The organism is Paenibacillus contaminans, from assembly GCF_003285015.1.
Classification (GTDB): Bacteria; Bacillota; Bacilli; order Paenibacillales; family NBRC-103111; genus Paenibacillus_V; species Paenibacillus_V contaminans.
Genome location: NZ_QMFB01000022.1, coordinates 36180 through 50421, shown reverse-complemented (window position 1 = coordinate 50421; position 14242 = coordinate 36180). Strand labels below are relative to the sequence as shown.

Annotated in this window: 6 protein-coding genes; 1 reads left to right on the top strand and 5 read right to left on the bottom strand. The window is 55.0% G+C overall.

Features of this window, described 5'->3' with window-relative positions; all coding sequences use genetic code 11:
• Positions 1-362: 362 nt before the first annotated feature.
• Entirely contained in the window at positions 363-1964 is a 1602-nt protein-coding gene (locus DQG23_RS29145; protein ID WP_113034571.1) for a type 2 periplasmic-binding domain-containing protein, read from the top strand.
• A 156-nt stretch (positions 1965-2120) separates the two neighbouring features.
• Here DQG23_RS29145 and DQG23_RS29140 read toward each other — a convergent pair whose 3' ends face one another.
• The 5 genes from DQG23_RS29140 to DQG23_RS29120 form a co-directional block, all read right to left on the bottom strand.
• Entirely contained in the window at positions 2121-3002 is an 882-nt protein-coding gene (locus tag DQG23_RS29140) for a carbohydrate ABC transporter permease (protein ID WP_113034570.1), read from the bottom strand.
• Positions 3003-3014: 12 nt separating this feature from the next.
• Positions 3015-3923 (bottom strand): ABC transporter permease, encoded by a 909-nt coding sequence (locus tag DQG23_RS29135; RefSeq protein ID WP_113034569.1) that lies wholly within the window; start codon positions 3921-3923, stop codon positions 3015-3017.
• A gap of 25 nt (positions 3924-3948) precedes the next feature.
• Positions 3949-5583, bottom strand: a complete 1635-nt coding sequence (locus DQG23_RS29130) for an extracellular solute-binding protein (RefSeq protein ID WP_113034568.1) — start codon at positions 5581-5583, stop codon at positions 3949-3951.
• A gap of 437 nt (positions 5584-6020) precedes the next feature.
• A complete protein-coding gene (locus DQG23_RS29125; RefSeq protein WP_146762404.1) occupies positions 6021-8435 on the bottom strand; it encodes a helix-turn-helix domain-containing protein in 2415 nt (804 codons plus the stop codon).
• A gap of 173 nt (positions 8436-8608) precedes the next feature.
• Positions 8609-13729 (bottom strand): FIMAH domain-containing protein, encoded by a 5121-nt coding sequence (locus DQG23_RS29120; RefSeq protein ID WP_238178099.1) that lies wholly within the window; start codon positions 13727-13729, stop codon positions 8609-8611.
• Between the last annotated feature and the right edge of the window lie 513 nt (positions 13730-14242).

Below are 14242 nucleotides of genomic sequence, written 5' to 3'. Positions count from 1 at the left end.
AGCGTCATAGACGCGGATTAGCGTTTGCCATTTAGCCGGAACATGAAGGAGGTGATGCCGCTTCGTCGAAAAAGTAGACAGGCGCTAACGAAGAACAGCAGAAGGGTCTGGGAGAAAGCAAGGTGGAAAGCTTGCGTAGTTCATAACGAAAGCTGCAGGACTTGGAGCGGGACGAAAGCGGAGCTGTGAGCGGGATAGAGAGCATAACTGTGAGTAGAACGTGAGAGCTAAGCTGAAAGCGAAGCCTTAGAGCAAATGAGAGCAAGAGCCTGCTGGCACAACTGCCGGCAGACACAAAGAAGCTTGAAAGTAGTCTAAGCAGAACGGATTGCAAACGATTTCAATCGAAGGGGGATTTTCCAATGAAAAAAATCGGGATCGTCGTATGCGCTGCAGCGGTTGCCGCCGTTGCCGCAGCAGGCTGCTCCGGCGGAGACAAAAACGCCCCGTCGCCGGCTCAGACGGCGGGTGCGGGTAGTGCCTTTAACCAGACGGGATATCCGGTCGTCAATGAGAAAATTACGCTGAAAATGATGGGACCGAAAGCCGCGATCCATGGTCCGTGGGACAAAATGGATCTGTTTACCGAGATGGAGAAGCTGACGAATATCCATTTCGAGTTCGATACGCCGGCGGCGGAAACGTTCGCTGAGAAAAAGAATCTTACCTTTGCGGGCAACGAGCTGCCTGATGTATTCTTCGGCGGGCCGCTGACACCGAAGGACGAGGTTACGTACGGCAAGCAGGGACTGCTCATTCCGCTGGAGACGCTGATCGACAAATATGCGCCGAACCTGAAACGGATTTTGGAGCAGAAACCGGAAGTGCGCAGTGCGATAACCGCCCCGGACGGCCACATTTACGCGCTACCGCAAGTGAATGACGTTCCCGGCGATTTGACGACCAAGATGTGGATCAATAAGCAGTGGATTGCCAATGTGGGACTGAAAATGCCCTCGACTGTCGATGAGCTGTACACGGTGTTGAAAGCGTTCAAAGAAAAAGATCCGAACGGCAACAAGAAGGCTGACGAGATGCCGCTGACCTCGATCCGCATCGCCGATGTCCGCCCGGCTATTTTGGCCGCTTACGGCTTGCTCGGCACGAACGCGGTGAATGAAACGGACGGCTCGATGGCGTATTATCCTACGCAGCCGGGGTATAAAGAGTATTTGGCTTTCATGCGCAAGCTTTATGCCGAGGGTTTGCTCGATAACGAAAGCTTTACGCAAACGACGCAGCAGCTGAATGCGAAGGGCAAGGACAACATTTTGGGCGCGTTCGTCGGGGCCGCTGCTTTTACGGTCGTGCCTGAGGAACGCAACGCCGAATACGAGCTGCTGCCGCCTTTGACCAGCGCGGTTAACAGCAAGGCGGTTTGGCCGAAAGCGTCGAACGTCATTCGCGGACTGTTCGCGATCACAAGCGCCAATAAACATCCGGAAGCGACGATCCGGTGGATCGATCATTTGTATTCGGACGAAGGCTCCGTGCTTGTCATCTTCGGCAAAGAGGGCGAAGGCTATAAGTGGCTCGACGCCGGCAAAACCCGGTGGGAGCGCACATGGCCGGAGGGCATGAATCCGGAAGAATACAGGGGCGGCAAAGTGACGCCTGCGGCCGGAGTACAGGTACCGACGATCCGCAAGCTGGACTTTCTGTCGAAGCGGGCGAACGATCAAATTATCGGACCGATCGCCGAACAGGTCGACGCCAAGTATGTGAAAGTATGGAAGGAAGCGTTCCCGCTCGTCTATTTCAGCGAAGAGCAGCAGAAGCGGGTAAACGTGCTTGAAGCGGATTTGAACACGTACGTCGAGCAGATGGAAGCGAAGTTCATCACCGGCAAGGAGCCGCTCGATAACTGGGACAAATATGTCGATACGATTAAGAAGATGGGGCTGGACGAGTATCTGAAAATCCATCAGGACGCCTACGCCGCCTGGAAGAAAAACAGCAAGTAAGCGCGGGCCTAGTCTATAAGCGGGAAGGCTGCCCGTTCGGTAGAGTGTTTACCGGACGGACAGCCTTTTTGAATGAGTCGGAGAGAACGTCGAATGACATGTATCCGAGGAGTTCGCAGTTGCAGCATGCGAACGTAACGATTAGTGACTGCCCGCCTATTCCTTCACCGCTCCGATCATGACGCCTTTGACGAAATATTTTTGCAGGAACGGGTACAGGAGCAGGATCGGGACGGTCGCGACGATAATCGTCGCATATTTGATCGTTTCGCCGACCGGCATCCGGTCCCCGCCGCCGACGGACGTCATCATGTTGTCGGTCGCGTTCTGGATGAGAATTTCGCGCATCACAAGCTGCAGCGGCCATAGATCGCGCGTCCGCAAGTAGATCATCGCCGAAAACCACGCATTCCAGTGGCCTACCCCGTAGAACAGCACCATGACGGCCAGTACCGGCAAAGAAAGCGGCAGCACGATCCGGAACAAGATCGTCAGGTCGCCCGCCCCGTCAAGCCGTGCCGACTCCTCCAGGCTGACGGGCACCGCTTGGAATGCTGTACGCATAATGATCATGTTATAGGCGCTCATGGCGCCCGGAATGATAAGCGCCCACCGCGAATCCATCAAGCCGATGCCGCTAACCAGCAGATAGGTGGGGATAAGCCCGCCCGAGAAAAACATCGTGATGACGATCAGCATCATCATATGGTTTTTCCACAGCAGTCCCTGCCGGGACAGGCAATAGGCCCCCAGCGACGTCATCAATATATTCAGAGCCGTTCCGACGCCGACGTAAAACAGCGTGTTCAAATAACCGAGCGAGATCATCGGGTTTTTAAACACCATTTTGTAGGACTCGATCGTAAACCCGAGCGGCTTGAGCAGAATGCCTCTATATTGGACGAAGGAGGCGGGATCGCTGACGGATGCGAACAAGACGTAAAGGAACGGATATAAGGTTGCGATCGACAAAACGATCATAAACAGCGCATTTCCGATATCGAATAATCGTTCGCCGGCCGTTCTTTGCAGCGGCATGTTTACTCCCTCCTAAAACAGCTTTGTGCCGCCGGACCGTTTGCTGATCAGATTGGTCAAGAGCAGGAACGCGAAGTTGATAACGGCGTTGAACAGCCCTACGGCGGAGCTGAAGCTGTAGCTCGTCTCCAAAATCCCTTTGCGGTATACGTAGGTGCCGATAACGTCGGCCGTTTCGTAGGTCATCGGGTTGTACATGAGCAATATTTTCTCGTCGCCGACGGACATGACGGAGCCCATCCGCAAAATGAACAAAATCGCGATAGTCGGCATGATGCCCGGAATGGTGATGTGAAGAATCTGCTTGAACCGCCCGGCCCCGTCCACCTTCGCCGCTTCGTACAAGGTCGGATCGATTCCCGCGATCGCCGCCAAATAAATAATCGAACCCCAGCCCACCTCCTGCCAGATGCCTGAGGACACGTAGAGAAAACGGAACCATTTCGGCTCCTGCAGGAACGAGCGCGTCTCGAAGCCGAACGCGGCGATGATTTGATTGATCAGGCCGTCGGCGGACAGAAAATCGACCATCATGCCCACGACGACGACGAGCGAAATGAAGTGCGGCAAATAGGTGATCGACTGCACCGTCCGTTTGAAGAGGCGGCTTCTCAGCTCGTTGAGCAGCAGCGCGAGCACGATCGAAGCGGGAAAACCGAAGGCGATGCTGTACAAGCTGATCAACAAGGTATTGCGGATGACCCGCCAAAAGTAAAAACCGTTGAAAAACTCGGTGAAATGCCGGAACCCGACCCAAGGGCTGTCCGCAATGCCGAGACTCGGTGAAAAGTCCTTAAAGGCGATCTGAACGCCGTACATCGGACCGTAATGGAATACAAGATAATAAGCGATAACGGGGAGCGCCAATAAATAAATCGTTTTGTTTTTGCGAAAATCTTTGGCAGCCGTCGTCTTCAGCATGTCATGTCAGCCCCAATCGCATTCGTCATTGGCGTTTGTTGTAACGGTCCAATGCCGCCTGCCGAAGCTTGATCGCCTCCTCGATCCCCATCGATTTCAACGTTCCGACGAATTTGTCGAAGTTGTCGAGAGGCTCGATGCCCATAACGAATTTGTTGATGGTTTCATTGAAGTAGGTGTTCACATCGTTCATGATCGAATTGAATTTGGTGCTTTCCTCCGCCGTTTGCGTCAAAACGGGAAGCCATTTTTCGTTTTTGGCGTTCATCCATGTTTTGATGGCGTTCTGCTGCTCGGGAAGTCCGGCGTATTGCTCCATATAGCGGCGGTCCTGCACGAACGGCCCGTTGCCCATCGCCATAATATACTGGCCCATCGCTTGGGCGATCGGCAGCTTATCCGGGTTCTTCAAAATTTTGTCGGTATATTTCGGATAGCCGTCCGCCATGGCGTAGCTTTCGCCTTCAATGCCGAAGTTGAACAGCATATGCCCTTCCTGTCCGTATTTATAATCGAGCCACTTGACGATCGCTTCCGGATTTTTGGCGGAGGCCGTAATCGCGGCGCCTATTCCCGAGAAAGGGGCTTCCTTCTGGCCGAGCTCCGGTTTGTCGCCGGCTTTCAGCACAGGGTAAGGGGAGCCGGTAAGCTTGAACTTCGGATCTTTTTCCCTCATTAAGTCCATATATCTGCCGACTCCGCTGCCGACCAGCACCGGAACGGAGCCAAGCTGGCTGTTGGTCACCTTGGAGTCCTGCAGCTTAGGATCCGTTGCGGCATAATCCTTGTCGATAAGTCCTTCCTTGAACCATTTATTCATGACCGTAACGAACTCTTTGAAAGACGGCTCGATTGCGCCGAATTTTATTTTTCCGTTCTCCTGATAAAAGCCGTCGGAAATGCCCCAAGCATAAAGGAAATAATAGCCGTTGCTGCCGCTGTTGAAATTGACCAGGAGCGGAATTTCGTCCGGCTTGCCGTTTCCGTTCGGATCGCCGGTTTTAAAGGCTTTGTAAACGTTGTAATAGTCGTCGATCGTTTGCGGCATCGGCAAATTCAGCTTCTCCAGCCAGTCCGTCCGCAAGGTGATGCCGCCGTAAGTAAGCAAATAATCGTCGCCTCTGATGAACGGGAAGGCGTAAATATTGCCTTCGTCGGTCGTGATCATTTTGCGGTATTCGGGATGCTCCTTCAGAAGCTTGGTCAAGTTGGGGGCGTGCTGCTCGATGAGCTCGTTCAGGCGGATGATCGATTTATCCTTGATCAGCGAGTCCGCGCCTTTGTTGACGGTCGCCCAGCTGTACTCGATAACGTCCGGAAGCTTGCCCGACGCGAGCATCAGGTTGAGCTGGTCTTTCTCCTGACCGGCTGTCGGGTGCTGAAACTCGACCTTCGTTCCGGTCTTTTTCTCCAGCTCCTTGTAGGCGGCCACTTCGCCGTAGCTTTTTAACGTTGCCGAAACATTGGCGTTTAAGGTTGCCCAGTAAGTCAAGGATGCGGGATAGCCGACTTCCTTTTTGTCAGGCGATTGCGGCGCGGCGCTGGCTCCGTCTCCCGGTTTGCTTGACGGCGCGGTCTCGGGCGCGTTTCCTCCGCATGCGCTTAAGAGCATGGATGAAACGAGCAGCAGGGAAACGATCGTTCCCGTTTCTTTTTTCATTCTTGAGAGCCTCCCTTTTGGATTTAGGAATTAGGGCGTGTCTGAGAACTCCGAGGGTAGCAGATTTTGCCGAATTTTCGTTCCTCCATTAGCAAGGTTAGCTACGCTTACCTTGCTGATTCCGCTACGGTAAACGCCACCGCCCAAAGGAGGGCGGAAACGTTTATCCTGGCCTGCAAGGCGCGTTTGTGAAGGCGTACCGGGGGTGCGTCAAGCAAACGGAACGAAGCAGGGGGCGAAAAGGCGGTGAAAGATGCCACTGAGTGGGTTTTCAGACACGCCCTAGTCTTTCGACTTGCTTCCGATCATAAATCCGCGTCTCTCAATCGAATATAGCCGATTCGGAAAATCCGTTAACCGTCTTTAAGATTGCCGGTATTCCGATTTTAAGTGAGGCATGCCGCATTTCGGATTGCTGCGTTTTCGCCGCATTTTGCCTAGCTTTCCACCGTTTCGCGGTACTTGCCCGGCGTGATGCCCTCGTATTTTTTGAATACGCGAATAAAGCCGACGTCGGTCGAATAACCGACTTTTTGCGCGACGGCCGAGAGGGTCAGCGTCGGGTCGGCCAGCATTTTTTTGGCGTGCTCCATTCTCAGGGCCGTAATGTAATCGGTGATCGTCTGCCCGCTATGCTTCTTGAAAAATGCGGATAAATGCTGCGGCGACAGCTCGAAATGATCCGCCAGCGTCGTCAGGCTCAGCATGCTTTCCTGATATCGCTCGCCGATATAACGGGTGATCATGCCGTACAGCTTCTCGCTGCGGTCGGGACGTCCCGCCTTAACATGCGTGCATACGGTTTGGTACAGCCGCTTCGTCTGCTCGAGCATCTCCTCCACCGTGGCGCAGGAGGAAATCGTTTTGACCGGATCCTCGCCGTCCCGGAAAATAACCCCTTCCTCCACCTTCAAGGTGTGGAGCAGTTTGAAGATCGTGCTCAGCATATCGATGAACAGGCATTTTCCCATCTCGGGGGTCATGCCGCCGGCTTCGACGTTCATGGCGTACAGCTGGTCGAGCAGCTTCTCGGCCCCGGCCCAATCTCCGCTTTTGGCGAGGTTCATGAGCTGGACTTCGGTTTCCATCGGGTATAAATAATATTTAAATTTCAAATGCTTGATCCGCTCATAAAGGATGACGTTGCCCGAGCCGTGCACCATCTTGTAATCGAGAGCGACCAGCGCTTCCCGGTAGCAGCGGCCGATTTCTTCCATGCCTTGGCAAGGCTCGCTGACGGCAGCCGTAATCTGCATGCCGAAACGCTGCTCGAGCAGCAGCTTCAGCTCCTCGGCCGCTTGTCGCAGCGCATGGCGGTCGGCTTCGCCGCCGTTTGGCCCCGCGGCACTCGCTTCCGGCGAGTCGGGGGCTTTCGCCGCATCCGATGCGGAATCCGGCCGGGCATGCGGCATTTCAGGAAGGTTGACCAGCACGGCTACCCTGTTTTTGTCCAGCTCGGCAGGATAGACGCCGCCAGGCAGCATATCCCGGCTTACATTCGCGACGATGAACCGGACGAACGCCCATTCCTTTTCCAAATCGCTGCTAATCAGCTCGCGGCAGTCGTCGATGTCGATCAGCAGGACGGCAAAATGCCGGTATTCGAAGCGGATGCCCATAAAATCCAGATTCGGTTTGCTGATCGTATGCGGATCGAGATGGCCTTTAATAAGCCGTGTCAAAAAGTTCGCCATCATGACGGGAGCTTGCCGCTCCAGCGTTTGCTTCAGCTGCCGTTCTTCGTCGAAGGAGGCTGTGAGCGTGCTGCGGATCAGCTCCATTTCGTCGCGCATGATCGGACCCGGCGGCAGCTTTCTTCTTACGATATCGCCGACGACGGCACGGATCGGCCTGTAGTTTTTGTATGCGAGCCAGTAGGAGAGGGCGGTTCCCGCAATAAGGCAAACGAGAAGAAGCGCGAAGGCGAGCGCTTTGATCCGGTTCACCTTGCCCATCACGACGTCGAGAGGGAATGCCGATATGTATGTCCAGCCGTTCAAATCGGAGGACGTATGCGAAAGCATGATGTCGCTGCCTCTGTAGGAGTAATGGTTGGAGGCGCTTTCCAAATGGAATTGCGGCTCGAGCCCGGTTAAAAATTTTTCGTTTTGTCCCGTGCTCATGACGACCTGCTTATTTTCATCCAATATGTAAATATCGCCCTTGTTCAATAACTCGATCTGCGCGTGCATATCCCGTATTTGCTGTTCGTCGATCAGAATGACGAGCGAGCCTTTGACATCCCGGTTCTCGTCGATCGGCAGCGATTGTACGTAGGTGACCAGCTGTTTGCCGAAAATGCTGTCCTGAACCGGGGCAGAGGGCAAATAAGCGCGGATTGCCCTTCCCGGAAATACGGCCTTCAGCATCTCCTCGGGCGTCCGATCCCTAAAGGGCACGATATCGCGAAAGTATGTAGCCGCATCGGTCTTTTGCGCCGATGAAACGACCGTACCGCTGCCCGCGAAGTAAATGAAAAACTGGTAAATAAAGCTGCTGTCCTTCTGATAACGGGAAAGCTCATTCTGGAATTCGATAAACCGGTATTGGCTCTGTAAGTCGTCGGGGTCCGCATTGCTGAGCAGCCATTGGAGCTTCGGGTTAAACACGATTTGCCTGGATAACCATTCGACTTCCTTTAACCGGCTGTCCATCGTCTGCTTCACCTGCTCCAGAAGAGCGAGATTGGAGCGCTCGGCGTTCTCGACCAGAATGCTTTCGATTTTCCCGTACAGAAATACGGCGATGCCCACGGGGATGATCAAGACGGCGATGTACGAGACGAGCAGCGTTATAAGAATGCTCCTGCGCACGGTTGTCGAGGATCGCTTGCGGGACAGAAGTCTGTTCACGCGTGATGGCCTCCTTGCGAATGGTATCAACGGAATATTTGTCCATTTCAGTATAAGTCGTCCCGTCCCCTTTTTCGAGAGAATATGGAAGCTCGTTTAAATCCCATATGTGAAATGCCTTTTCGAGATAAGGCGGAAAAAGCGCCCCACCGTCGGTAGGGCGCCTGATGGAATCAATCCCGCCAAACGGCGAGGAGTGCGTTCGCGCCGGCCAGCAGCTCGGCTTTCGCTGTTGCGGAAATGTGCTGCTGCATGGATCCTTTCTGCAAGCTTGCGATGAAGTCGTTCATATGCTTCTCCGCTTGCTCGTTATGTCCTTTGCCGAAATGATGCTCCGCTTGGTTCAGACGATTTCTCAGCTGCGGGAGCAGCGGTCCGCGAAGTTCGTCCAGCCCGGCAAAACGATCGATTAGGCCGCTCATGACCGCAACGCTCATAGGCGTATCCTCGATCCGGACGAGCTCGATGTAATCCAGATTTGTGCCGGTGCCGTCCGCCAAGCTGGAATTCGTCATCGTGATCGTATGATCTCCTTCCGTCAGCGTGAATAGGAGGTAGCCGCCGTTCGGTGTATGCAGCCCCGTGAGATCCCAATCATTCCAGCCGCCCGTATTCGGGAAGTAGATGTTGTAATCGCCGGAATTGTCGATGCGGAACGTCCGGTACGATTGATCGAGCGCGGCGGCATAGCGGAACCGGACCATGTATTGCCCGGGATTGTCGACATGCATGTTCCAACGGATCGTATGTCCGATATTGTCCCAGCCCCTGAACGAGTTGATCGTGCCGGCAGGTTGAGCTCCCGGCTTATCCGTCAGCGTGACGCTGCCTCCGGATTGCTCGGCGATTTGCTCCGCTTCCACGGTTATTTTAACGCTGCCCGGGCTGTCGCCGCCCGGCTCGCCCAGAACCGCCGACGGTAAATTGGCGTAAGGATTGTCGCTTTCCACGGTTACTTTGTCGGCCGGCGGCAGCTCTGTAAGCGCCCCGGCGGTGCAGATGCAGAATGCCTGGCGCTCCGACCCGGCTGCGAACGATACTTGGCTGCCGCTGCGAACGGCCGCAAGCTGGTTGACCGCCTGACCGTCGGCATCCAGTACATACACGTTCCGATCGGACGGTACGTCGGCAACCGTAATGACCGTGCCGGAATCGCCCATAAAATCGATCCTGGCGCTGCCGGAGCCGAGCTTCGTCCATTGCAGACTGCCTGCTTGCCGGTCGCTCCCTATGGAGACAGTTCCAGCAGACGCGTTCGTCCCTTCGGTGAACGCGAGCGCGGCAGTCGCTCCGGCCGGATCAAGGCGCTTGAATGCGACGTTGCCGTCCGTTGACAGCGTCGTTTCGGAAGCTGACTTAACGCCAGTTCCTTGCCCGACCAGCAAGTAATCTTTGCCGCCGTCCAAACGCTCCACTTTCAGCCCTTTGACCGGACCGGCAACCGGCGTATATGCGAACTGCACAATATTGGATGCGTTCGTGTAAGGCTCGAATAAAGAAGCGTAGTGCGTTTCCTGCCGGCCGCTCCTTCGAGCGAGCAGTATCGAATTATTGCCGATCGTCGAACCCTTGATGATTTCGGTGCCAGGTTCGCCGATCATGCGAATGCCGACATTGGCGTCGTCCAGCGCCAGCGTGTAAGTCCAGTCCTGATCCGTCGCCGCGCGGCTGACGGAATCGACTTTGTCGTAGCCGTTCTTCGCGCCGAGCGGACCGGAAGACGGCTGCAGCGGCGTATCGCCGGCGTACGTGCCCGATTGCTGCGGGACGGGAAAATGAAGCGGGTAATCGTATTGATGCTGTCCGGGACTGCTTGCATGAAACAGATCGATGACGTAATCGCCGATCATCGCTACGGTCCGGTCGAGCTTCGTATCGAACAGGCGGTCTTCGAGCTTGGTCTGGCTGAAGGTGGAGCCGTATATCGGCAATACTCCGCCATACGCCGTGTCATTGTAAGCGCGGATAACCTTGAATAGGGGGCCGATGCCCAGCGCTTTCTTTTCGCCCGCCGAAGACCGTGCGGCCGTATCGCCGGCCCACATCGCCCATGGAGCGAAAGCTTGCGGCGCCTGGCTTGTTTCGTCTACCACAATCGTATTGTGGGCAAGCGTTGTCCGGCCCCAGGGGATCTGAGGTCCCGTTTGGTCGTAGGCGAAGGAGCCCGCTTCCTGGATGGCTTTTTGTCCGAGCATATGAATATTCAAGCTTAATTTATCCGAATGGTAGTGGCCTGTGGCTGCGCCGTAAGGATCCCAATACATGTTGAGATTGCTCGCGTTTCCGCCTCCGGAAGAACGGAAGAACGCCGCACCCGTATCTTCCAATACGGTGCTGCCGAGCCAATTGTAGCCGGCGTTCGCGAAATCGTTCGTGCCGATCGTAAACGGCCCCTGCGCGATCGCGTCGAGCGGCTCGGCGTAAATAAATCCGGCGTCGCGCGGCATTCCCGAGCGGTCGTAGCCGATCGCGGCGGCCAGCGCCTTGCCGAGATCGGGATCGAGCCCGTATCGCGCATAAGCGAGCTCGCTTTCGTTCAGCATGATGCTGATCAGCGGGCTGTACGAAATGATGCCGGAATCCCCGACAGGCGGCACGGCGTTGTTTGAGAACCGGTAATAATCGAGCGCGGCGAGCATTTCCCGGATCGGATACTTGTTTTGTATGCTCAGACCGTCCCTCTCCCGGATGCCGCTTATCGGCGTATGATACAGGTCCAGATTCGAGTGGTACAGAGCCTCGGCGAAACCGATGGCGGCTGCGGTGGTGAATTTCAGATAAGCGACAGAGTTTTCGAGAAAAAATCCGTCTTCGTTCACATTGTTCAGCAGGTTGTTCTTGATGCCGGTTACCGGATGGTTAACCGCAAAATCGACCCAATCTGGACGGTTCAACAGGATCCCCGTCGCTCCGACGGAGAAATCCATCCAGGTCACCCAGTTCGAATAGCGCATATTCGGATAGATTTCGATATAACGTCTGCTGTTCTCGTAATTCGTCAGGAACAGCCGATTTTTGATCAGGCTTTGCTCCTCCGCATTTAAAATTCCGCTCGGCATAATCAAATCATATGCGCTCATCAAATGCATCATATGCCGGATTTCCGCCAGCAGCTCGAAATCCCAGCGCGCCCGCGTGGCGTCTACATAAGGCAAATCCAAATAAGAGGAAGCAAGACCAAGCAGCACTTTTTTGACGTACTCGGCATATTGCGGTTCGTTCGTCAATTGGTACAAGAGCCCGGCATCCCTCGTTTTCGTCATAAACTGAATAATCGGGTCGGAGGCGTCGCGCGAACCGGTGCCGAACGTCGGGTAAACGACCTCAGGCGCCGAGACAAGCGGGTCGACGCGTTTTTTCAGCTGTTGAAGAGCATTGCTCGCCCACGTGTAGGTCGTTATTTTGGTCTTGGCGTTATCGAGCGCTTCGGACGTGTAAAACAAAAACGGATGGCTTCGAACCGCAGGAGCCTGGTCGTCGACCTTCGGCAAAATTTGCGGAACCGACTTGATCTCCGCTGGAATGACGGCGGATGCCGTGCCTTGCGAATCGGTTATCACCATGCCGATATGCGTATCGGTTGCCGAGCTTCCTCCAGGAGCGCTTTCTGCGCTTGCACGGGCTGCGGGAATGCCGCTGCTTAACAGGCGGGCTTGCGCGATATTTTGTTCCGTTACCGGCACGTCGGAGGTATACAAGGAAACGGTTGCGCCCGTCAGGAGCACGGAGTCCTCGTTCGATACTTTCCATGCCGACACGATGTTTCCGTCAAATCCGCGAACGCTTTCGAATGTCAGCGGAACCGGAACCCGATAAGGCTCAAGACGTTTGCCGGCCACCGCCGAGTCCCCGTCGGACGGATGGTGAACGACTATGCCGACATAAGGGTAAGCGTTGGGATCGATGACGAACGCCGCATTCCCTGCCGCAATCGGGAAGCCAGACTGTACAAGAACGGCCGACGGGAGATTGCTGTCGTCAAGCGGCGCGGAATGCGCATAAACGGAAACCGTTACGCCGCTGCCCGTTACAGTCCCCGGATTCCAAAATAGCTGCGCTTGCCCGTTCGGCCGGTAAACGGCTTTCGAGACGGACGGCGGCGGATATTTGCTGGAAACGGCCGATACGTCATCCAGCCATAGCGTTCCCGAAGAATTCCATAGGAAAAATTCGAGTCTTGCTTTCACGGCGTTAGCCGGCGGCCGAATAAAGTAGGTGGACAAGAACCAGTCGTTCGTTCCTTTCCATTGGTCGAAATAGACGGTGCTAAGGCTCGTATTTGCCGAATCGTAATATTGCACGCGAAGCACGGCCCCTAGCTCGCCTTCGACGGCTTCCGTCTTTACCCACTGACTTAGCTTGACATATTGTCCGGGAGTGACGGTGATGTCTTGGACGGCGCTGACCCGCGCAGGCGCCGCAGCGTGAATGCGGAGCGACTTGAGTCCTTCCCGATAGTCGGCAGCGCTAACCGCCGCTTCGGACGTTCCGCTGAATTTGGCGAACGACCAATCCGCCGGCTTTCCGCTGCCGTCGTGATATTCGAAGCCGCCATTGCGGATTTTTTCGATTGCAAGCGGAGCTTCATCGAGCCGGATCGCGTCGAACCAAACGGATCCTGAAGCTTCCCACAGGAAATATTCCAGTCTTGCTTTTACGGCAGCGGCCGGAGGCTGCAGGACAAAGCCTTGACGGAACCAATTTTGCGTTCCTTTCCATCCGCCGTAAAACGTGCTGCCCAAATTGCTGCCTGCCGCATTGTAATATTGTACGCGAATCGTTACTCCTAAGCTTGCGGAAACGATGTTTTCCAGCTTTAAGCTTTGACTTAACGTTACGCTTTGACCGCCGGTTACGGGCACATCCTGGTAGGCGGCGACTCTAGCCGTTTGCGCGGCTTGAATGCGCAGGGATTGCAGTCCGTCGGCGTAAACCGCCGTATCCACGGTGGCGGCGTACGATCCGCTGAACCTGGCGAACGCCCATCCTGACGGCATGCCGAGCGCGTCCGTCGCTTCGAAGCTGCCGTTTGCGACCGGGTTGGGGGCCGCGGTTAATAAAGCGGGACTGTCGTCCGGCATGCTTGCAGCCGCCGGTTGCATATCGCCGCCGCTCGCGGCGTCCGGATCGAGGGGCGCTGCATCGTCCGGTGCAGGTATACTGCCGATATCAGCGGCATTCGGGCCTTCGGCGAAAGCCGTTCCCGTCAGCGTGCCGGGAGCCGGCAGTCCGATCCCGAGCAACAGGGCGGAGACAAGAAGGCAGGCCAGCTTTTTCTTTACATAAGCTGTCACGTTCAATCCATTTCCTCCTTTAAGTTTAAGATGAATAAATGTGCTTACATGTGCGCTCTCTGGGATGGGGCATTGCTCGTTTGTTTGTTGCAAGCGCTTTCCGAAAAAGGCTCGCTTAACAAGCTTTAGAGTAGTATTCGGGCGATCGAACCGTCAATAGTACATATTTAAGCGGGCTTAACCGATCGGAAGATCGCTGTCCTATAGGGCTTTATACCGCGATGCATATGGGAGGGGGCGTAGATTGGAGGTGAGCGACTGGTTACCGATGCGGAGACGGATATTGAGAGGGAAGTGAAGGGATGTTCAGTGATTCAGAAGGCGGTGTGTTCAATTCCGGAGTTTGAGAGGATAGTGGAGGTGAGGAAATTCGTTGTGAGTTAGATGCCGTTACTTTCGATGCTGAAACCGCACACTTTATCGTCGTCATCAACCCGAAAACCGAAAACCGAAAACCGAAGACCGAAGACCGAAGACCGAAAACCTCAGAGTTTTACATATTCCAAGCTGCTG